We start from the raw sequence: 19,516 nt of genomic DNA on the forward strand, positions 1-19,516 counted from the left end.
CTCGTGGCAGGATCCTGGCCGGATCCTACCAGATCTTCACCCGGTCTTCCGGCTTCAGGTAGAGCGTGTCGCCCGGATGAACGTTCCACGCCCGGTACCAGGCGTCGATATTGTGCATCGGCATGTTCACCCGTGCCTGCGGCGGCGAATGCGGATCGGTCAGGATGCGCTGGCGCACGCTGTCGTCGCGCAGTTTCTGCCGCCAGACCTGCGCCCACCCCAGGAACACGCGCTGGTCCCCGGTCAGGCCGTCGAGCACGGGCGACGGTTTGCCGTGCAGCGAGGCATGATAGGCGTCCAGAGCCAGCGTCAGGCCGCCAAGATCGGCGATATTCTCGCCCATCGTCAGCTTGCCGTTCACATGTACGCCCGGCAGCACCTGGAACGCGTCGTACTGCGCGCCGAAACGGGCGGACAATTTCACGAAGCGGGCTTCGTCATCCTTGGTCCACCAGTCCTTCAGGCGGCCGAGATAATCGAATTTCCGCCCCTCGTCGTCGAAGGAATGGGTCATCTCGTGACCGATCACGCCGCCGATGGCACCGTAATTGATCGCCGGATCGGCCTTCGGGTTGAAGAACGGCGGCTGCAGGATCGCGGCGGGAAACACGACCTCGTTGAACAGGGGGTTATTGTAGGCGTTGACCATCTGGGGCGTCATGTCCCACTCGTCGCGGTCCACCGGCTGGCCCAGATGGCCCAGCCAGTAGCGCCATTCGAACGCCACCGCCCGTTCCGCATTGCCGTAGGCGTCCCCCTGACGGATCTCCAGCCCCGAATAATCGCGCCAGCGGTTGGGATAGCCGATCTGGATGGTGAAATGATCCAGCTTCTGCACCGCCGCGGCGCGGGTCTGCGGCCCCATCCATTCGTTGTGCTGCAGACGGACGCGGAAGGCGGCCTTCAGCTCCTCTGTCAGGGTATGCATCGTGTCGCGATAGGCGGGCGGGAAATAGCGCGCGACATAGACCCGGCCCAGCGCCATGCCCATCGCGCTGCCGGTCGCGGACGCCCCGCGCTTCCACCGGACGGGAAGCTGCGGCTGGCCGCCCAGGATCCGGTCGTTGAAATCGAACGACGCATCGACGAAGGCACGGGGCAGATAGCGCGCGGCGTTGTCCACCAGATGGAAGGCCAGCCAGGCGCGCAGGGTTTCCAGGTCGGTCTCGGATGCGATCCGGGCCTCGCCGGCGATGGCGTCGGGTTCGCCGACGATCAGCGTGCCCGTGCGGGTGATCTCATCGGGCAGTTCGGCGGCGGCCAGATAGGCCGTCCAGTCGAACCCCGGCGCGCGCTTCTGCAGGTCCGGCACGGCGATCGGGTTATAGACCTTGTCCGGATCGCGCATGTCCGCCCGTGGCCAGTGGACGCCGGCCAGCCTGGTTTCGAACGCCACGATCGCGGGCGCCATGCGCGCCGCGTCGGGCCAGTGGATCATGTCCAGGACCTTGGACACATAGGCCTGGTAGGCGGTCTTCTTCGCCGCCATCGCGGGCTTCAGGTAGTAATCGCGATCCGGCATGCCGATCCCGCCCTGATCCAGGGTCAGGGCGTAGCGTGTCGGATCCTTGGCGTCCGGCTGGATCCCGAAGCCGAACAGCGAATACTGGAATCCCGTCTGCGCCCGGCCCAGAAGGGCCGCGAAGCCGGTGCGGTCCTTCACCGCCCGCACGGCGTCCAGGCCGGCGGCCAGCGGCCCCTGTCCCAGGGCCTCGATGGCGCTTTCATCCATGAAGGTGGCGTAGAACGTGCCCAGCTTCTGCTCGGTCGTCGTGGGCTGGGCGACGGGATGCGCGGCCAGGTCCTGCAGGATGGTCTGCACCCGCTTGCGCGACAACTCGCTCAGGGCATTGAACGGCCCGTAGGACGTCATGTCCGGAGGAATCACGATATCGTGAACAGCACGGCCATCGGCATAGCCGAAGAAATCGTTGCCCGGCCGAATCGCCATGTCGCGTCCGGCGGTATCGAATCCCCACGTCCCGAAGGTGGGCGCATCATCGGCCGCCCGCGCCGCCGTCAGTCCGCAGGCCGCGCCCGACGCCAGCATCGCCGCACCGCACAACCACGCCGCGCGGGTCCGGTTCCCGCGCCGGCGCGGCCGGCTTCCCTTGAATTCCGCCATCATGCTCCCTTTACGTTCGGCCGGCCGACGCATGCGCGCCGCCGGCTCATTTCCGGTGACCGGCCTTGCCCTTCGGGGCACCGGCCGCGGACGGCGGCGCAACCTCTGCGGCAACCCGGTAGTCGAACACCATCGTCCCCGCGAGATAAGGCGCCGCGAATGCCTTGAAGGCGTCATGCGCGGGGTCGAACAGCCCCGGCTGGTTCACCACCGGACGTCCGACATAATAGTTACGATCCCCTTCCGAACGGAAGGTCACCAGGAACCCGATTTCATATCCCTCGTCCTGTCCCTCGCCGCTGTCCTGCGCCCCGGTTTCGATCGACACCACCAGCGGCTGGCCATCCGGACGACGCGAGTCGACCGCCAGTTCCAGGAACCGCCGCACGACCTCGGCCCTCTGGAACGGGGTGGCGGATTTCAGGAAGCGGAACAGCACCACATGCCGGACCAGACCCGGACGAAAATCCGGGGCGGTGAAGGTCGCCGCGCCGACCTGCGCCATCACCTGCTGGACCGCGACCGCCGCGGCGTCGGGCGGGGCGACCCCAGGGGGGGAGCTTGCGATCGGCAGGGAATAGGGATCGGCCAGAGCCGGCGCGACCGTAGCGGCGCCAGCCGCGGCAAGGAACCCGAATCCGGCCGCAGCCGTCCAAATCCGATCGGTCATCGTGATCATCGTGATGTCCTTCCTTTACCTGTCCCCGGCGTGGAACGCTCACCCCGCCGGGCATGGCGATGGCGTCAGGCGACGGCCGCCTGGCGCACGAACTTCTTCCGCCGCTGCCGGATCAGCATGTAAACGACCCTGGCGATCAGCGCGTGGACCCAGCCATGCGGCGCGACGCCGATCGTCTTGAGGATCATGCCCGTCACCCGCACGGTATGTTTCGGCCGGTAGACCCCCATCGCCCGCGACATGTAGGCGGCGATGCAACGCCCATGGTCATATGGCACCCCGACCGGATCGTTGGTCGTGTGGTACGCGGACGCCAGTTCGTCATCCTCGCTCTCGGTGACGCGCCCCAGCGCGATGCGGGTGCGTTGCCACACCCCCAGGCGCTCCCGCTTCAGGTACCGGTGCATGTGATCGTAGAACAGCTTGAAATGCCGATATTCATCGGCGGCGATCTGCTTGCAGATCGCCTTCAGCAACGGTTCGTCCGTCGCGTCCGCCAGCGCGGTATAGAATGACGAGGTTCCGGTCTCGACCATGCAGCGCGCGATCAGTTCGCCGGTGCGCGACCCGCGGACCGAACTGTCGACCTCCAGGTCCAGGCTGTAGGCCGCGCGATAGCGTTCGAAGGCCTCGGGATAGTTCCAGGAAGGATCCGCCAGCATCGCCCAGCGCCCCAGCGCGTCGCCGTGCTGCACTTCTTCCACCGCCCAATTGTCGGCGGCCGCGCGGAAGGCCGGATCGTCCGAGAACACATTGTTCAGGTAGACGGCATAGTCGACGCCATTTCGTTCGACGACCGAAGCCGCCTTGACCACCGGTATGATCTCGGGATCCACGCGCGAGGGGTCGAAACTGTCCCAATCCATCTGTTCAATGCGCCAGTGCTTCATCGTCCCCGGTTCTCTTGCGTCCGTTGCGGTCACAGGCGGCCGGATATCCTGCGTTCCCGGCCCGGATCAGGCATCGCCGCCGTATATGCGAACCCTGCACAAATCCTTTTCAGCATCCGAGATGGCATAAACGGCCGCATTATGCCATGCAGACAAAGCCCGGACGGACACGCACGCCCATGGCGGCCCCCGCGGCATAACAATGACAAACGCGGACCAAACCGTATGAACATCCATGAATATCAGGCAAAAACCCTGTTGCGCAGGTTCGGCATGCCCGTCCCCGACGGCCGTGTCGTCCGTTCCCCGGACGAGGCACTGTCCACGACACGCGCGATGGCCGTGCCGCTGGTTGTCGTGAAGGCCCAGATTCATGCGGGCGGCCGGGGTGCCGGCCATTTCACCCACGACCCCGCCGGCAAGGGCGGCGTCCGCCTGGCCCGCACGCCCGAGGAGGCCGAGGACGCCGCCACGGCCATGCTGGACCAGACGCTGGTCACCCGCCAGACCGGCCCGGCCGGCCGCGTCGTGCGCCGCCTGTATATCGAGGCCGGCTGCGACATCGGGAGGGAATTGTACCTCTCGCTGCTGGTGGACCGCGCTACGGGGCGGATCGTGGTCGTGGCATCGCAGGACGGCGGCATGGCGATCGAGGACGTGGCCGCGGCGACGCCCGAACGAATCCTGAAGGAATCGATCGATCCGTCCGTCGGGCTGTCCGACTACCAGGCCCGCAACCTGGCGGCGCGGCTGGATCTGCATGGACGGTCCATCCGCGCCTTCTCCACGGTGCTGCGCGCGGCCTATGACGCGTTCACGACGCTGGACGCCTCGATCGTGGAAATCAACCCGCTGGTCGTGACAACGTCGGGCAACCTGCTGGCGCTGGACGCCAAGATGAGCTTCGACGACAACGCGCTGTTCCGCCATCCGGAACTGGAGGAACTGCGCGACGAGAATGAGGAAGACCCCCGCGAGCGCGAGGCCGCGCGCCACGGCCTGGCCTATGTGGGCCTGGACGGCACGATCGGCTGCATGGTCAACGGCGCCGGCCTGGCCATGGCGACCATGGACATCATCAAGATGGAAGGCGAGGAACCGGCCAATTTCCTCGATGTCGGCGGCGGCGCGACGAAGGAGAGGGTGGCCGCCGCGTTCCGCATCGTGCTGTCCGACCACAAGGTGCGGGGCATCCTGGTCAATATCTTCGGCGGCATCATGCGTTGCGACATCATCGCCGACGCCATCATCGCCGCCTCGCGCGAGACGGGGCTGCATGTACCGCTGGTCGTCCGGCTGGCCGGCACCAACGTCGAACAGGGCCAGGACATCCTGGCCCGCTCCGGCCTGCGCATCATCCCGGCCGACGACCTGGCCGACGCGGCGCGCAAGATCGTCGCCGCCGTCCGCGAAGAAGGAGCCGCCTGATGTCCATCCTGGTCAACCAAGCCACCAAGGTCATCACCCAGGGCTTCACCGGGGCGCAAGGTACCTTCCATTCCGAACAGGCGCTGGCCTACGGCACCCGCCTGGTCGGCGGCGTCACCCCCGGCCGGGGCGGCGACATTCATCTCGGGCTGCCAGTCTTCGACACCGTCCTGCAGGCGCGTGAGGCCACGGGCGCCGACGCGACGGTGATCTACGTGCCGCCCGCCGGCGCCGCCGACGCCATCCTGGAGGCCATCGCGGCGGGCATCCCGCTGATCGTCTGCATCACCGAGGGCATTCCGGTACTGGACATGGTGCGCGTGCACCAGGTGCTGTCCCGGTCGGACAGCATCCTGATCGGCCCGAACTGCCCGGGCATCATCACCCCGGGCGAGTGCAAGATCGGGATCATGCCCGGCGCGATCCACCGGCGCGGCCACGTCGGCATCGTCTCGCGCTCCGGCACCCTGACCTACGAGGCCGTGGCCCAGACCACCGCCGTCGGCCTGGGGCAAAGCACCTGCGTCGGCATCGGAGGAGATCCCGTCAAGGGACTGGATTTCAACGATGTCCTGGAACGCTTCATTGCGGATCCGGACACCGATTCGATCATCATGATCGGCGAAATCGGCGGCACGTCGGAAATCGAGGCCGCCGCGCTGGTCCGCGACAGCGGGACGACGAAGCCGGTGGTGGGCTTCATCGCCGGCGCGACCGCCCCGCCGGGACGGCGCATGGGCCATGCCGGGGCCGTCATCACCGGCGGGCACGAGACGGCCGCGGCCAAGATCGAGGCCCTGCGCGCGGCGGGGATCCATGTCTCGGCCAGTCCGGCGACACTGGGCCGCACGCTGGCCGACGTGCTGGCCAGCCGCGCCTGACGGACGTCCGGTGCCTCTTCCGTCCCGGGACGGGGACGGAAGAGGCACCGGCCGACAACGGGTGACATCCTGCCCCGTTCTGTGGCACAGCCATGTCTCCCTATCGCCGAGTTCGAGGAAATCTGCCCGATGCCCGATGGTGTCATCCCGGCCACATCGCCGTATCTCGCCGCCGCGTCCCTGCCCCCGGTGCGCACCGACTGGACGCGCGACGAGGTCGCGGCCCTGATCGCCCTGCCCTTCCCCGAACTGATGTTCCAGGCGCAGAGCGTGCATCGCGCCCGCTTCGACCCGACCGAAATCCAGATTTCCACCCTGCTGTCGATCAAGACCGGCGGCTGTCCCGAGGATTGCGCCTACTGCCCGCAGAGCGCGATGCACGAGGATGGTGGCGTGAAGGCCAGCCGCCTGATGGCGGTCGAGGCCGTGCTGAAGGAAGCCCGCGCCGCGCGCGACGCGGGCGCCGCGCGCTTCTGCATGGGGGCCGCCTGGCGGTCGCCCAAGGACCATGACCTGGAAACGGTCTGCGCCATGATCGAGGGCGTGAAGGGCCTGGGCATGGAAACCTGCGTGACGCTGGGGATGCTGGACGACCGGCAGGCCGGACGCCTGCGCGACGCGGGGCTGGATTACTACAACCACAATCTCGATACCTCGCCCGAGCATTACGGCGCCATCATCTCCACCCGCACCTACCAGGACCGTCTGGACACGCTGGCGCATGTGCGCGACGCGGGGATCAATGTCTGCTGCGGCGGCATCGTCGGCATGGGCGAGGACGACAGCGACCGCGCCGGCCTGATCGCCAGCCTGGCCAGCCTGCCCAAACATCCCGAAAGCGTGCCGATCAACCTGCTGGTCCGCGTCGCAGGAACGCCGCTGGCCAAGGCCGAGCCGGTCGACCCGATCGATTTCGTCCGCATCATCGCCGCCGCCCGCATCACCATGCCCGCCAGCCGCGTGCGCCTGGCCGCGGGGCGCGAGGACATGACCGACGAGGCCCAGACGCTGTGCTTCCTGGCCGGCGCGAACTCGATCTTCTATGGCGAGAAGCTGCTGACCACTCCCAACCCCGAGGCCACGCGCGATGCGCGCCTGCTGGCCCGGCTGGGCATGCACACAAGCCTCAGCCAGCACTAGGCAGGGACACCGACCGCCCGGCGCGACCATTTAGGGCTTGCGTCCGGCCGCGCTCTGCCCGAAATCACCCTTCATGTCGTATGCGATCAAGGAGATGTTCGCGACCCTCCAGGGTGAGGGCGCGCATGCCGGCCGTACAGCCGTGTTCTGCCGCTTTGCCGGATGCAATCTCTGGTCGGGGCGGGAGGCTGATCGCACGACCGCGGCCTGTCGTTTCTGCGATACGGATTTCGTCGGCACCGACGGCGAGGGCGGCGGCCGCTTCGCCGATGCCGCTTCGCTGGCCGACGCCATCGCCGCCACCTGGCCGGCACCCGACCGGACGCGCGCCTTCGTCGTCTTCACCGGCGGCGAGCCGCTGCTGCAACTGGACAACGCCCTGATCGACGCCGTGCATGCAAACGGGTTCGAGATCGCGATCGAGACCAACGGCACCCTGCCGGCGCCCGACGGCGTCGACTGGATCTGCGTCAGCCCCAAGGCCGGCGCGCCGCTGGTCCAGCGTGCGGGGCATGAACTGAAACTGGTCTATCCCCAGCCGGGCCTGCCGCCCGAAGACATGGCCGGGCTGGATTTCGCGCAGTTCTGGCTGCAACCGATGGACGGGCCGGACCGGGTCGCGAACACGGCCGCCGCCGTGGCCTATTGCCGCACGCACCCGCGCTGGCGCCTGTCGCTGCAGACCCACAAGCTGATCGGGATTCCCTGACAATGACCGCGTCGCCTGGCATGGCCACCTCGCTGACACCGGCCGACCCGCTGCGCGAGACGGCCATCGTCCTGTTTTCCGGCGGGCAGGATTCCGCCACATGCCTGGCCTGGGCGCTGTCGCGCTTCGGCCGGGTGGAAACGCTGGGCTTCGATTACGGCCAGCGCCATGCCGTCGAACTGACCTGCCGGGCAAGGCTGCGCGACGGCATGGCGGCGCTCAATCCGCTGTGGGCCGAACGGCTGGGCGAGGACCACACGCTGGCGCTGGATGCGCTGGGCGCGGTGTCGGACACCGCGCTGACGCGCGACGCCGCGATCACGATGAACGAAAACGGCCTGCCCAGCACCTTCGTTCCGGGTCGCAACCTGATCTTCCTGACCTTCGCCGCCGCCCTGGCCGCCCGGCGCGGCGCGCGCCACATCATCGGCGGCATGTGCGAAACCGATTATTCCGGCTACCCCGACTGCCGCGACGACACGATCAAGGCGCTCCAGGTCGCGCTGAATCTCGGCATGGCCAGCCGCTATGTGCTGCATACGCCGCTGATGTGGATCGACAAGGCCGACACCTGGCGCATGGCCGAAGGGCTGGGCGGCGCCGGGCTGGTCGAACTGATCAACCGCGAAAGCCACACCTGCTATCTGGGCACGCGCGACACGGCCCATCCATGGGGCCACGGCTGCGGCGCATGCCCGGCCTGCGACCTGCGCCGCGCGGGCTGGGAACGCTATATCCGGGATGGCGGGGCAACGGACCATGCTTGACCTGGTCTTCACCCGTCGGTTCTCGATGGGCCACCGGCTGATCCACGGGGCAAGCGAAAGCTGCGCCCTGCCCCATGGCCACAACGAATTCGTCACCGTCCGGCTGCGCCCCACCGCTCCGCGCACCCTGGACGGCGTGGGCAACATGGTCGTCTCGTTCCAGCGCGCGAAAGGCCGGTGGCACCGGTTCGTCGACGACCGCCTGGACCATGCGCTGCAACTGGCGGAAGACGACCCCCTGCTGGCCTGGTTCCGCGCGCACGAACCCGAACGCGCGCGCCGCATCATCGTCACCCCTGGCGACCCCACCACGGAATTGATGGCCTGCCTGATGATGGCCAAGCTGAACGCGCTGCTGGACGACGATGGCGGCGTACTGCGCTGTGCCGAGATCACGTTGCAGGAAACGCCGACCAATACCGTCCAGTATGCCGGCGACCCGCTGGGCGTACTGCCCGCGCCCCGGCCGCCGGAACGCTGCTGGTGGCGACGCGCGGACGACAGCATCTCGGATTCCTGACCGGGGTCACGGCCCCGCCCACACGACGTCCCGCCTGACACAAGGACCCCGCATGACCGGCCTTGCCCGCTACCGGACCGAATGGTTCGGCAACGTGACCCGCGACATCCTGGCCGGCATGGTCGGCACCTTCGCCCTGATCCCGGAAGTCATCGCCTTTTCCTTCGTCGCGGGCGTCGACCCCGAGGTCGGGCTGTATGCCTCGTTCGTCATCAGCGTCGTCATCGCCTTTGCCGGCGGGCGCCCGGGCATGATCTCGGGGGCTGCGGGGTCGGTGGCACTGGTGGCGGCAGCCCTGGTCCGGGCGCACGGCGTGCAGTACCTGCTGGCCGCCACCCTGCTGGCCGGGGCCTTGCAGATGCTGGCCGGGGCGCTGCGGCTGCATCTGCTGATGCGCTACGTCTCGCGCTCGGTCCGGACGGGGTTCGTCAATGCGCTGGCGATCCTGATCTTCTCGGCGCAGCTGCCGCACATGATGCACGTCACCTGGCATACCTACGCCGCGATCGCGCTGGGCCTTGCGATCATCTACGGCGTGCCGCGCTTGTTCAGCGCCATTCCCTCGCCGCTGATCTGCATCGTGGTCCTGACCGTCGTGGCGTCGCTCTGGCCGATGCCGCTGCACACCGTCGCCGACCTCGGGCGCCTGCCCGACAGCTTGCCGCATCTGGTCTGGCCCCAGGTTCCGCCATCGCTTGCGACCCTGGACATCATCCTGCCCTACGCGGCGGCCATGGCGATGGTCGGCCTGCTGGAATCCATGATGACCGCCAGCGTCGTCGATGACATGACCGAAACCCACAGCAGCAAGCGCACGGAATGCCTGGGGCTGGGCGTCGCCAACATCGCCGTCGGCCTGTTCGGCGGAATCGCCGGGTGCGGCATGATCGGCCAGACGGTCGGCAACCTGCGCTATGGCGGGCGGGGACGGCTGTCGACCTTCGTCGCCGGGGCGTTCCTGCTGCTGCTGATGGTGGCGTTGCGGCCATGGGTGGCGCGGGTGCCGGTCGCCGCTCTGGTGGCCATCATGATCATGGTGTCGGCCAGCACGTTCTCATGGTCGTCGCTGCGCGACCTGCGCATCCATCCCCCGACCTCCAGCTTCGTCATGCTGGCAACGGTGGCGGTCGTGGTCGCGACCCACGACCTGGCGGCCGGCGTGCTGGTCGGTGTGCTGCTCAGCGGCCTGTTCTTCGCGTTCAAGGTGTCGCGGATGGTCACGGTCGACAGCACGTACGACGCGGCCCGGGACATGCGCACCTATCGGGTATCGGGGCAGATCTTCTTCGCCTCGTCCGACCTGTTCATCGACCAGTTCGATACCCGCGACGTCGCCCGTCATGTGCGGATCGACCTGCGGCAGGCGCATTTCTGGGACATCACCGCCGTCGGCGCGCTGGAAGACGTCGTCGCGCGCCTGGAACGGCACGGGATCGCGGTCGAACTGATCGGCCTGAACACCGCCAGCGCCACGTTGATCGACCGCCATTCGGCGCTGGAGGTCCCGGCGAGCACGTCATAGCGGACACGTCGCCGACCCGTCCTGCCAATGGCGTCAGTTGGCATCCGGCGCCGGCTCGGCGAACGGATCCAGCCCCGCCCCCGGCAGGGCGCCGGCCGTCGCCGCAGTACCCGACGCCCGCGCGCTCTGCGTAGCCCGAAGCGACAGGGCCGCTGCGCTGCCCGCATCCCCCGCCTGCCCGGCCGCCCGCGCCGCAACCGTCAGCGCCCGTGCCATGCCGCGATAGTCCACGATCTGCCGCCGCAGGTCGGCTGCGTGCTCCGCCAGGCGACGGGCTTGTCCGGGGTCGGACGGCAGCAGCAGGCGGGCGCGCAATTCGTCCTCGTCGGCCTGCCATTTGGCCGGGACCGGGTGCGTATGCGTCAGATGCCCGGCAGCGGTGGACAAGCCCGCGCGATCCCCCCGCCCATCGGCGATCAGGCCGGTCAGCAGGCTGGCCTGCTCGGCGATTCCCGGGCTCGCGGCATCCATCGCGCCGGCCGCCAGGGGCGCGGCCTCGGCATCGCGCGACAGGCGATGCAGCGCCGCCGCCTGCACCAGGTCCAGTTCCGCATCGCCGCCATCCCGCCCCCGGACCGCCAGTGCCGCGCGCGTAGCCGCCACGGTGGACAGCACGTCGGCCGGCCGGTCCTGCGCCAGCTGCACCACGGACAGATTATATCCGGCATCCCCGATCGCGCCCGCATCGTCGCGCGCCAGCGCGCGGATCCCGGCCTGCCGGTACTGGGCCTCGGCCACCGGCAGCCGGTCCAGGTCGGCGGCTTGCCGGGCCGTATCCATCGACTGGTCCAGGGCCTCGTCCCGGGGCGCGGTGACACCGCTGCCGCCACATCCCGTCAGGGCCACGGACAACGCCGCGATCGTCAGGCACGCCGCCCTCATGGCTGGATCCTTCCCGCAGGCAGGCGTCGGGACGTGGCCGCCGAACCGCTCCCCCCGCCCAGCAGCCACAGGCCGCGCAACTGGTCGGTCAGTTTCTGCAGGCTGGCCGCCGTCACCTGCGCCTGCGTCAGCAGCACCGGCAGTTCCGCCGACGTTTCCTGCAAATTGCGGGTGATCGCCGGCAAGCGCGGGCTGGCCTTGCGCAGATCGCCGGTCGCCGCCCGGACATTGGCCATGCTGGCATTGGCCGTCGCCATCACCGCCGACATCTGGCGTTCCACCGGCGTCAGCTGGGCGATGGCGTCGTTCAGCGCCGCGACCGTCTTTTCCGCCTGGCGGATCAGGTCGTCGTTGGTCATCAGGCGCCCCACCGTCCCCTTGCCGGCATGCAGGTCGGTGATCGTGCTGTCCAGTTGCGACATCATGTGCTGCGCGTTGTCCAGCACCGGCAGCATCCGGCTGCGGATATCGGCGAAGGTCTGCGTGATCATATCCGCCGGATTGGGCGCGTTGTGCGCGGTGACGACGGCGTAATGCCAGTCCATCTCCTGCCCGGTGCCACGGCTGATATCGATGTAATTCGCACCGGCCACGACGAAACGCTTGCGGATGATGGCGGTGCTGTCACGGCGGATATAGGTCTCGATCTCCGGATCGATTTCGGCCACCGCGTACATGCCGCCCGATGGGTTGATCCGGATGCGGCGGATATTGCCGGCATGAATGCCCAGCACCTCGATATCGTCGCCGATGGACAGGCCGCTGACCCCGACGTCGGGCAGGACGATCCGCAACCGTCCCGCCGGCGTCAGCCAGCTCTGCAGGACGCCCGCCTCGATGATCGCGGCAAAGCAGATCACCAACGACAGCAGCACAAGCACCCCGACCCATTCGTCGGCATAGCGCACCCGTACGAGCTGCCGTGCCAGGTCGGTTTTCTGATCCTGGGCCATCACACTCCCCGCATGACGAAAAGGCCTTCGTCGAGAAGGCGCAGGTGGACGTTCACCGCCTTGCGGTATTCGTACCAGATCGATGCCTTCCGCGCGAACCACAGCACCGCCGCGCCCCGGTCCCGCGCGGCCGTCACGGCCTCCAGGAACGGCAGCATCGCATCGGCCGGCAGGGCGTCGGATACGTCTTCCAGCAGCAGCAGGTCCGGCCGGCCGAGGAAGGCCCGGACGCAGGCGGCGCGCGCCAGGTCGGCGGCGGACAGGCGCCCCGGGACCGAGACCGGCAGGCCGGGAAAACCGAAGGCTTGGCCCAGCGTCATGGCGGCATCGATCACTTCGTCGGTCGGGCGCGTGGTGTGATGCAGTTGCGGCAGCATGATGTTGAGATGCGTGCCGAACAGGTCCACCCATGTGCCCTGCCGGGCAAGCCGTCCGATCCGTCCCCGCAGGGCGTTCAGCTGCCGGTCCCCCAGATCCTGCCAGTCCAGCCCCATGAAGCGCACCGATCCGGCGGCCAGCGGCACCATGCCGCAGCACAGGTCGGCAAACAGCGTCGCCCGGTGCGGGTCGCGGCATTCGACGACGGCGCAATCGCCCGGCATCAATCGCAGGTCGAAGGGCACCGGCGCCAGGCCGCTCTCGTCAAACGACGGCAATGCCGCGCGAAGCTCCAGCATCGGGCCGCTCGTCGCCATCGCTCAGAACTCCAGGCTGAAGAGGATATTCACGATCATCACCAGCACGATCCCCCGCGCGAAGCCGCGTGGCATGAGGGTGGCGACGGTGTCATCCTGGCTGACCAACAGTCCGGTCATGCACGATCCCAGCCCGACGAAGAATCCGACCAGGATGAATTTCAGGGGAATGACTAGGAAATCCCATGCCGACATCGCCGTCACGACGTCGGAAAAGAACGTCCAGACGGACATGTTCATCACCCCGGTCGCGTGCGTCACGATGAAGCCCATCAGCAGGGAAATCACGGCGAAGATGATCCCCAGCGTGAAACCACCGACCGTGAAGGCGAAGGTTCGCGGCATCACCAGGACCAGGAACGGATCGATGCCCTGCGCCTGCATGGCACGGACCTGCCCGCCCAGGGTCAGCAGGCCGATTTCCGTCAGCGACAGCATACCGCTGCGGCCCAGCAGGATGATGCCGACCAGGACAGGCGCGATTTCACGCACCAGCAGCGACACCAGGATCGACCCCGTCATCTGCGCCATGCCCGCGAAGCCCAGCCAGTAGGCGGCCTGCGACACCACCGTCAGCCCGGCCAGCGTCGCGGTGAAGACGGTGCTGAGAAACCCGCCGGCCACCACCTGTCGCAGACTGAGTCGGAATTCATAGCGGACGGTCCGACGCCATGAATTGGGACGCAGGCTTTCACGCAGCACACCCCATCCGGCACCGATCAGGACCAGCGCGAAACGGACCTGATGGCGCGTGATGCGCCCGATCCACGCCAAAGGCGGGCGCGCGCGGGCGCGCCACGCCAGGACGCGGCGCCGGATCGGGCCGCACGGCGTTCCATCTGGTGCCCCGTCCGGCGCATCCTGTCCCGGCTGCGTGGCGGCCCCATCCGTCATCACCGCCGTCCTGCCAGGATATAGGTGCGCGTCGTCCCGGCCTGCGGCACGAAGAACCGCCCCCGTTCGCGGAACAGGAAACGCTGCCGCAAGGTCAGGTAGACCTCCTCGGTCACCTGGATGGTGCCGACGTCCGGCGCACCCTGCGCCATCATCTCGGCCATGCCGATCGCATCGCCCCACAGATTGAAGACCTGCGGATCCCGGCCCAGCAATCCGCCGAACACCGGCCCCACATCGATTCCCATACGGAAAACCGGGTCCAGGTCTGCCTTGGCCAGGATCGACAGCGACGCCTCGCGCATCGCCAGTGCGGCATTGGCCATGCGCTCGGCCGCGCCGGGATCGGGGGTGCGGGAACATCCCGCGACGCAGACCAGCCGGTGCCCCAGCATCTTGATCGAATACAGGCCGCATTGATGCGCCACGCCCTGCAACTGCGCCGCCAGGCCTTCCACCAGCGCCAGCACGGTTGCCGTGTCCCTGTGCGGCGACGTGATCATGTCCGAGAACGTGATGACCATGACGGCCACCGCGGGGAACAGCCCGTCCGGCACGGCGCCTGCCGTCCCGTCCAGCGAGCCAGGCGGGACCAGGAACCCGTCCCCGAACGCGTGGTTCGCTTCCTCCGGCGGGGGTTCACTCGCCAGTTCCTCGGCCGCCGCCGCCACCGCGCTGTCATGCTGGGCGACAAAGCGCGCGGCCACCACACCCGCCATCATCGTCACGAAATGCGGTACCAGTCCCACGCGCGATGCGTCCTCCAGCGTGATCACGCCGACCGGCCCCGACGCCCCCACGACCGGGGCCAGGTAGAGGGCGCGGCTGCCGAACGTCCGCATGAACAGGCGGTAGAAATTAGCCGTGCGCGGGTCGTTCCCGGCATCGTCCACGTTGATGGCGTCCCCGTGCGCCACGGCATCGAAAAAGGCATTCAGGTCGTTGCGCGACAATTCAAACCCGCCTGAATGGGCGTCGTGGTGCGAATCGTAGGTATCGACGCACAGCAGGGTCGCACCGTCATGCATGATCCGCCAGATCCCGGCCCGCCGTGCGGACGCCATGTCGGCCAGGCTGCGCGTCAGGATCAGCGCCTCGTCCGTCGGGTTGAAGAGGTCGGGATAGGCCGCGACCTTCTGGAGGACCTGGCTTTCATATCCGGAAATCGCCTGGAAACGTTCCAGTTGCCGCGTCACATGCTCGGTCCGCCGACCCTGGCGGAACAGCAGCACGCCCAGCAACGTCGCCAGCAGCACGATCAGCAGCGAGAACAGCAGGTTCTGCCGGCCGTCCACCATCGCGAAACCGGCGAAATCGCTTTCGGGCGCGACCAGCAGCAACACCCATTTCTGCGCCGTCGCCGGCAGCGCGGCAGCGATCGTGACGAAATTGCGGTTGCGGTTCCTGACCGTATGCGGACCATAACCTTCGACCCGATAGGCATCGAAGGCCCCTGCCAGAACCGGATAGGTCTTCGGATCGATGGTCATCTTGGCCGGGTCCCACCCCGCCTGCTTCGCCACGTCGGCCATGCGGCGGCCGGCCAGCAGGTGCCCGTCCTGGTCCACGATCAGGGCATGGCCGTTCTGCCCGATCTTCAGCGAATCCAGGAAACTGGTCAGCTCGTTCATCGACAAATTGATGGCGAAGACATATTTCCGACCATTCAGCCCCTGGCAGGAGATCGAGGCCGTAATGATCATCTGCCCGGTCTGCGCGATCAGGTAGGGCGCGGTCCAGAACAGCTGGCCCGACTGCGTCGCCCCGGTATACCAGGGTCGCGTGCGCGGGTCGTAGTTCGCGGCCGGATTGCTCTCGGTCCGCAGCGGCTTGCTCTGCGCGTCGAAGAACTGGTGCGCGAACTGCGCCCCGGCTCCCAGTCCGCTCAGCTCGGTGGTTTCCAGCCCCTTTCCCGCGGGGTCGCGTTCGATCAGGTTGAAATGGCCGTCATTGTCCGCGAGATAGAAGGAATGGATCTGCGGCACATGCCGCAGCATGCTCCCGCCATAGGAATTGAAGATCTTCTGGACCGCGGCCTCGGGTCCGTGCTCCAGCATGTCCCGCGCGATGACCGTCCCGGCCGACGCGGGGCCCAGATAGTCCCCGACCTCCTGCGCGATGTAATTCTGCTGGCTGGTCAGCAGGTCATGCGTCAGGCCCAGCGCCCCGTTGCGAATCATGCGATAGGAATGAAGGCCGATCCCCACGATGACCGCGATGACCAGGACGACGCCCAGGACGGGCACTCCGACATGGAGCAGGAAACGCCTGACCTGATCCGAACGCGCGGCGGCAGGATCCACAATCTCGTCAGTGGCCAATGATATCTTCCCGGTCTGGTGGGCCTCACGGCAGATACCCCTCCACCATAGGCGCCCCCTGTCCCGGGTGCCAACCTCAGGTTGTCCAGATCGGATCCTTGATCTTGTCCAGAAAGCGGGTGTGCGCCGCCAGTTCGCCGGATGTCGGCACCACCAGATGCTGCGTGCGCCGGGCGGCGCAATCGTAGGCATAGGACACCTGGACCGCGCCGCCGTCCTGAACCGACAGGCCCAGGCCGCGCTGGCGACCCCCCATCAGTTCCAGATAGACCTCGGCCAGCAGGCGGCAATCCAGCAGGGCATTGTGGGTGGTGCGCGCGGACAGGTCGATCGAGAAGCGCCGGCACAGCGCGTCGAGACTGTTCGGCAGGCCCGGATAGCGGTCACGCGCGATGTCCAGCGTATCGACCATGCGGTCCAGCGACAGGATCGGCCGCTGAGCGCGTTTGAGTTCGGCATTCAGGAAGCCGAAATCGAACCGCGCATTATGGGCGATCAGTTCGTCGTCCCCGATGAAGGCCAGGAAGGCGTCGGCGATCTCCGCGAATTTCGGCTTGCCCTCCAGGTCCGACAGCAGGATGCCGTGAACCCGCGACGCTTCTTCGGGGATGTCGCGCTCGGGGTGGATCAGCACGTGATAATGCTGTCCGGTTGGCAGATCCCCCACCAGTTCCAGGGCTGCGATCTCGATCACCCGGTCGCCCCTGGCGGGATCCAGGCCGGTGGTTTCCGTATCGAACAGGATCGACCGCTTCATGCTTCCCCTCCCTTGCCTTCGTTCGTCCCGCCCTCGTTCGCCCCGCGCAACCGGGCGATCAGGCGCCTGACCTGCCGGGTGGTGTCGCCGCGCGACAGGCCAGTCAGGATCACGTCGTCGGCGCGCCGCCGCTTCTCGCGGTCCGGCATCTGCCGTGCGATGACCGCCTTGATCTGCTCGGCCGCCATGTGGCGCCGGCGGCGGACACGATGGATCTGGACGTCCACGGGCGCGGAGACGACGACCACCCGGTCGCAGGCGCGATCACCGCCGGTTTCGAACAGCAGCGGCACGTCCAGCACTGCCCAGCGATGGCCCGCCCGCCGCGCCTGTTCCAGGAAACGCGTGCGTTCCTGCCAGACCAGCGGATGGATGATCCGCTCCAGCCCCGCCATCAGGGCAGGATCGCCGATCACCGCCCGGCGCAGGGCCGCCCGATCCAGCACGCCATTCCTGACGGATCCGGGCACCAGCCGGGCAATGGCCGGCAGGGCCCGCCCGCCCGGCGCCTGCATCGCATGGACAGCGGCATCAGCGTCGAAAACCGGAAACCCGGCCCCCCGCAGCAGGCGCGCCACGGTCGATTTTCCCATCCCGATCCCGCCGGTCAGGCCCAGGACCCGCATGTCAGTCCGCCAAGTCGGCGTCGAGCAGCGCCTGCAATTCGGCATCCACCACCGGATCGACGCCGAACCATTCCCGAAAGCCCAGGCGCGCCTGATGCAGCAGCATGCCCAACCCGTCCACCGTCGGCAGTCCCCGCGCCCGGGCCGCACGCAGCAGCGGCGTCATCCGGGGGACATAGACGATGTCGCAGACGGCCATGCCGTCCGGCGCCCGTGCCAGGCTGGGCGCGAACAGATCGTCCGGGCCGCCATGCATGCCCAGCGAGGTCGTGTTCACCAGCACCGCATGGCCCGGCAGGCTGTCCTCCCACCGTGCCCAATCGATGATCGTGATCCCTTCCAGCATGCTGGCCAACGTCTCGGCCCGGGCGCGGGTGCGATTGGCGACGGCAACCGGCACCCCGCGGTCCAGCAGACTGGCGGCGATGGCCCGCGCGGCCCCCCCGGCCCCCAGCAGCAGGGCGGGACCGCGCGCGATGTCGACTCCATGCGCCTCCAGATTGGCGACGAACCCGTCGCCATCGGTCGAATGCGCCTCGATCCGTCCGTCGGGGGCGAACACCAGCGTGTTGACCGAACCCGACCGCACGGCCGAACGATGCAGGGTGTCGGCGATGGCGAATGCCGCCTCCTTGTGCGGGATGGTCACGTTGGCGCCCCGGAATCCCGCGGCCTGGAGACCCCGGACGGCGGTCTCGAACTGTCCGGGCCGGACCGGAAGGGGGACGTACGCCCCGTCGATGCCATGCCGCGCCAGCCAGAAATTATGCAGCAGGGGCGAACGGGAATGTCCGACCGGCCAGCCGATGACGCCGGCCAGCATCGTACGGCCCGTCAAGGTGGAACGGGCGCTCATGCGCCGTGGAGCGCCCAGGCGCGGGGCAGCACGCGGGCCAGGCGGTCCGCCCATTCCCGTTGACCGGACGCATCCGCCACCAGATCCTGCCGGATTTCCAGTTCCACATATGCAAGGTCGTTGCGCTCGGCATGGACGGGAATCGTGTAGTCGCTGCCGTCGGTCAGGGCATAAGGCTCATTGTCCCCGACCAGCAGGCCGTCCTCCTCCAGCAGCGACCTGACGATCAGGCCGAAGCGCGGCGCGCGGTTGTGCAGGACCCCGGCATGCCACGGCCGCGCCTCGCCGTTCATTTCCGGCGTGAAGCTGTGCAGCGCGACGACCACCGTCGGCCGTCCCTGCCGCGCCGCCAGTTCGTCCGCGATGCGTGCGTGATAGGGACGAAAGATTTCGTCCACGCGTTGGGCGGCGGCGTCCGCATCGAGACCGAGATTGGCGGGCACGGCCGTCCCGTCGCTGACGGGCACGATGGAGGTCGGATGACCCGGCGCCCGGTTGCAATCGATCACCAGCCGTGAATAGACCTGTTCGATCAGGATCGTGTCGAGCCGCTCGGCCAGCAGGCGACCCACCCCCGCCATGCCGATGTCCCAGGCGATATGCCGGTCCCAGTCGGGCCCCGGTATCCCCAGACCCCCCAGGCACGACGGCACCGCGCGGCCCGCATGGTCGCTGAGCAGCAGAAACGGCGACACCCCGGATCGCCCATGAACACCGACCGGCCCCGGGTCGCGGGGGCCCAGCAGCGCCCCCGACGGCAGGCCGCCCTGGCGTGGCGGATCATCCTGTCGCATCGCTTCATTCCTCACGTGCATTCCATCCCGTGCAGACATGTCAGAGGCTTTAACCCGCCTGCCAACCGGGGGAAAGC

The 19,516-nt window shown here is 68.0% G+C and carries 19 protein-coding genes; 7 read left to right on the forward strand and 12 right to left on the reverse strand.

Going from position 1 to position 19,516, the window contains the following annotated elements:
- Window positions 1-25: 25 nt before the first annotated feature.
- From HLH28_RS15625 to HLH28_RS15635, 3 genes are all read right to left on the reverse strand, one after another.
- Window positions 26-2,125: a M13 family metallopeptidase gene (locus HLH28_RS15625; protein ID WP_182960950.1), complete on the reverse strand. Its 2,100-nt coding sequence runs from the start codon at window positions 2,123-2,125 to the stop codon at window positions 26-28.
- A 46-nt stretch (window positions 2,126-2,171) separates the two neighbouring features.
- Window positions 2,172-2,795 (reverse strand): Dabb family protein, encoded by a 624-nt coding sequence (locus tag HLH28_RS15630; RefSeq protein ID WP_182960888.1) that lies wholly within the window; start codon window positions 2,793-2,795, stop codon window positions 2,172-2,174.
- A 74-nt stretch (window positions 2,796-2,869) separates the two neighbouring features.
- The gene (locus HLH28_RS15635) at window positions 2,870-3,694 is read right to left on the reverse strand and encodes an acyl-ACP desaturase (RefSeq protein WP_182960890.1); all 825 of its coding nucleotides are present in this window, start codon (window positions 3,692-3,694) and stop codon (window positions 2,870-2,872) included.
- Window positions 3,695-3,919: 225 nt separating this feature from the next.
- Between HLH28_RS15635 and sucC the strand changes: the two genes are divergently transcribed.
- From sucC to HLH28_RS15670, 7 genes are all read left to right on the forward strand, one after another.
- Window positions 3,920-5,122: an ADP-forming succinate--CoA ligase subunit beta gene (sucC, locus tag HLH28_RS15640; protein WP_182960892.1), complete on the forward strand. Its 1,203-nt coding sequence runs from the start codon at window positions 3,920-3,922 to the stop codon at window positions 5,120-5,122.
- On the forward strand, window positions 5,122-6,003 hold the full coding sequence (sucD, locus tag HLH28_RS15645; RefSeq protein ID WP_182960894.1) for a succinate--CoA ligase subunit alpha: 882 nt from the start codon (window positions 5,122-5,124) through the stop codon (window positions 6,001-6,003). The genes sucC and sucD overlap by 1 nt, the downstream gene beginning before the upstream one ends.
- A 129-nt stretch (window positions 6,004-6,132) precedes the next feature.
- Window positions 6,133-7,143 carry a biotin synthase BioB gene (gene bioB / locus HLH28_RS15650; protein WP_182960896.1) on the forward strand — a complete coding sequence of 337 codons (1,011 nt, stop codon included), beginning with the start codon at window positions 6,133-6,135 and terminating at the stop codon, window positions 7,141-7,143.
- 73 nt (window positions 7,144-7,216) lie between these two features.
- Complete coding sequence (gene queE, locus HLH28_RS15655; protein WP_182960898.1) at window positions 7,217-7,852, forward strand: 7-carboxy-7-deazaguanine synthase; 636 nt, start codon at window positions 7,217-7,219, stop codon at window positions 7,850-7,852.
- A 20-nt stretch (window positions 7,853-7,872) separates the two neighbouring features.
- The gene (gene queC, locus HLH28_RS15660; protein WP_182960952.1) at window positions 7,873-8,619 is read left to right on the forward strand and encodes a 7-cyano-7-deazaguanine synthase QueC; all 747 of its coding nucleotides are present in this window, start codon (window positions 7,873-7,875) and stop codon (window positions 8,617-8,619) included.
- The gene (locus HLH28_RS15665) at window positions 8,612-9,139 is read left to right on the forward strand and encodes a 6-pyruvoyl trahydropterin synthase family protein (RefSeq protein ID WP_182960900.1); all 528 of its coding nucleotides are present in this window, start codon (window positions 8,612-8,614) and stop codon (window positions 9,137-9,139) included. The genes queC and HLH28_RS15665 overlap by 8 nt, the downstream gene beginning before the upstream one ends.
- 52 nt (window positions 9,140-9,191) lie before the next feature.
- Window positions 9,192-10,661, forward strand: coding sequence for a SulP family inorganic anion transporter (locus HLH28_RS15670; protein WP_182960902.1), 1,470 nt, complete (start codon window positions 9,192-9,194; stop codon window positions 10,659-10,661).
- A 33-nt stretch (window positions 10,662-10,694) separates the two neighbouring features.
- Here the strand turns inward: HLH28_RS15670 and HLH28_RS15675 are convergent, their stop codons facing one another.
- The 9 genes from HLH28_RS15675 to HLH28_RS15715 form a co-directional block, all read right to left on the reverse strand.
- Window positions 10,695-11,543: a hypothetical protein gene (locus HLH28_RS15675; RefSeq protein WP_182960904.1), complete on the reverse strand. Its 849-nt coding sequence runs from the start codon at window positions 11,541-11,543 to the stop codon at window positions 10,695-10,697.
- Entirely contained in the window at window positions 11,540-12,496 is a 957-nt protein-coding gene (locus tag HLH28_RS15680; protein WP_182960906.1) for an MlaD family protein, read from the reverse strand. The genes HLH28_RS15675 and HLH28_RS15680 overlap by 4 nt, the downstream gene beginning before the upstream one ends.
- A complete protein-coding gene (locus tag HLH28_RS15685; RefSeq protein ID WP_182960908.1) occupies window positions 12,496-13,191 on the reverse strand; it encodes a P-loop NTPase family protein in 696 nt (231 codons plus the stop codon). The genes HLH28_RS15680 and HLH28_RS15685 overlap by 1 nt, the downstream gene beginning before the upstream one ends.
- A 3-nt stretch (window positions 13,192-13,194) precedes the next feature.
- Window positions 13,195-14,085: an MlaE family ABC transporter permease gene (locus HLH28_RS15690; protein ID WP_182960910.1), complete on the reverse strand. Its 891-nt coding sequence runs from the start codon at window positions 14,083-14,085 to the stop codon at window positions 13,195-13,197.
- Window positions 14,085-16,406 (reverse strand): adenylate/guanylate cyclase domain-containing protein, encoded by a 2,322-nt coding sequence (locus tag HLH28_RS15695; RefSeq protein ID WP_182960912.1) that lies wholly within the window; start codon window positions 16,404-16,406, stop codon window positions 14,085-14,087. Before HLH28_RS15695 ends, HLH28_RS15690 begins: the two co-directional genes overlap by 1 nt.
- 76 nt (window positions 16,407-16,482) lie before the next feature.
- Window positions 16,483-17,163 carry a DNA polymerase III subunit epsilon gene (gene dnaQ / locus HLH28_RS15700; protein ID WP_182960914.1) on the reverse strand — a complete coding sequence of 227 codons (681 nt, stop codon included), beginning with the start codon at window positions 17,161-17,163 and terminating at the stop codon, window positions 16,483-16,485.
- Window positions 17,160-17,789 carry a dephospho-CoA kinase gene (gene coaE, locus HLH28_RS15705; RefSeq protein WP_182960916.1) on the reverse strand — a complete coding sequence of 210 codons (630 nt, stop codon included), beginning with the start codon at window positions 17,787-17,789 and terminating at the stop codon, window positions 17,160-17,162. Before coaE ends, dnaQ begins: the two co-directional genes overlap by 4 nt.
- 1 nt (window position 17,790) lies before the next feature.
- Window positions 17,791-18,645: a shikimate dehydrogenase gene (locus HLH28_RS15710; protein ID WP_182960918.1), complete on the reverse strand. Its 855-nt coding sequence runs from the start codon at window positions 18,643-18,645 to the stop codon at window positions 17,791-17,793.
- A complete protein-coding gene (locus HLH28_RS15715; protein WP_182960920.1) occupies window positions 18,642-19,439 on the reverse strand; it encodes an N-formylglutamate amidohydrolase in 798 nt (265 codons plus the stop codon). Before HLH28_RS15715 ends, HLH28_RS15710 begins: the two co-directional genes overlap by 4 nt.
- Window positions 19,440-19,516 lie beyond the last annotated feature (77 nt).

The sequence above is a fragment of the Gluconacetobacter tumulisoli genome, from assembly GCF_014174155.1.
Taxonomy (GTDB): domain Bacteria; phylum Pseudomonadota; class Alphaproteobacteria; order Acetobacterales; family Acetobacteraceae; genus Gluconacetobacter; species Gluconacetobacter tumulisoli.

Coding starts and splice junctions, on each gene's coding strand:
- HLH28_RS15685 (WP_182960908.1), bottom strand. CDS start 13,191: ATGGCGACGAGCGGCCCGATGCTGGAGCTTCGCGCGGCATTGCCGTCG.
- HLH28_RS15710 (WP_182960918.1), bottom strand. CDS start 18,645: ATGAGCGCCCGTTCCACCTTGACGGGCCGTACGATGCTGGCCGGCGTC.
- dnaQ (WP_182960914.1), bottom strand. CDS start 17,163: ATGAAGCGGTCGATCCTGTTCGATACGGAAACCACCGGCCTGGATCCC.
- sucD (WP_182960894.1), top strand. CDS start 5,122: ATGTCCATCCTGGTCAACCAAGCCACCAAGGTCATCACCCAGGGCTTC.
- queC (WP_182960952.1), top strand. CDS start 7,873: ATGGCCACCTCGCTGACACCGGCCGACCCGCTGCGCGAGACGGCCATC.
- HLH28_RS15665 (WP_182960900.1), top strand. CDS start 8,612: ATGCTTGACCTGGTCTTCACCCGTCGGTTCTCGATGGGCCACCGGCTG.
- HLH28_RS15680 (WP_182960906.1), bottom strand. CDS start 12,496: ATGGCCCAGGATCAGAAAACCGACCTGGCACGGCAGCTCGTACGGGTG.
- HLH28_RS15715 (WP_182960920.1), bottom strand. CDS start 19,439: ATGCGACAGGATGATCCGCCACGCCAGGGCGGCCTGCCGTCGGGGGCG.
- coaE (WP_182960916.1), bottom strand. CDS start 17,789: ATGCGGGTCCTGGGCCTGACCGGCGGGATCGGGATGGGAAAATCGACC.
- HLH28_RS15635 (WP_182960890.1), bottom strand. CDS start 3,694: ATGAAGCACTGGCGCATTGAACAGATGGATTGGGACAGTTTCGACCCC.
- HLH28_RS15675 (WP_182960904.1), bottom strand. CDS start 11,543: ATGAGGGCGGCGTGCCTGACGATCGCGGCGTTGTCCGTGGCCCTGACG.
- HLH28_RS15690 (WP_182960910.1), bottom strand. CDS start 14,085: ATGACGGATGGGGCCGCCACGCAGCCGGGACAGGATGCGCCGGACGGG.
- HLH28_RS15625 (WP_182960950.1), bottom strand. CDS start 2,125: ATGGCGGAATTCAAGGGAAGCCGGCCGCGCCGGCGCGGGAACCGGACC.
- bioB (WP_182960896.1), top strand. CDS start 6,133: ATGCCCGATGGTGTCATCCCGGCCACATCGCCGTATCTCGCCGCCGCG.
- sucC (WP_182960892.1), top strand. CDS start 3,920: ATGAACATCCATGAATATCAGGCAAAAACCCTGTTGCGCAGGTTCGGC.
- HLH28_RS15630 (WP_182960888.1), bottom strand. CDS start 2,795: ATGACCGATCGGATTTGGACGGCTGCGGCCGGATTCGGGTTCCTTGCC.
- HLH28_RS15670 (WP_182960902.1), top strand. CDS start 9,192: ATGACCGGCCTTGCCCGCTACCGGACCGAATGGTTCGGCAACGTGACC.
- queE (WP_182960898.1), top strand. CDS start 7,217: ATGTCGTATGCGATCAAGGAGATGTTCGCGACCCTCCAGGGTGAGGGC.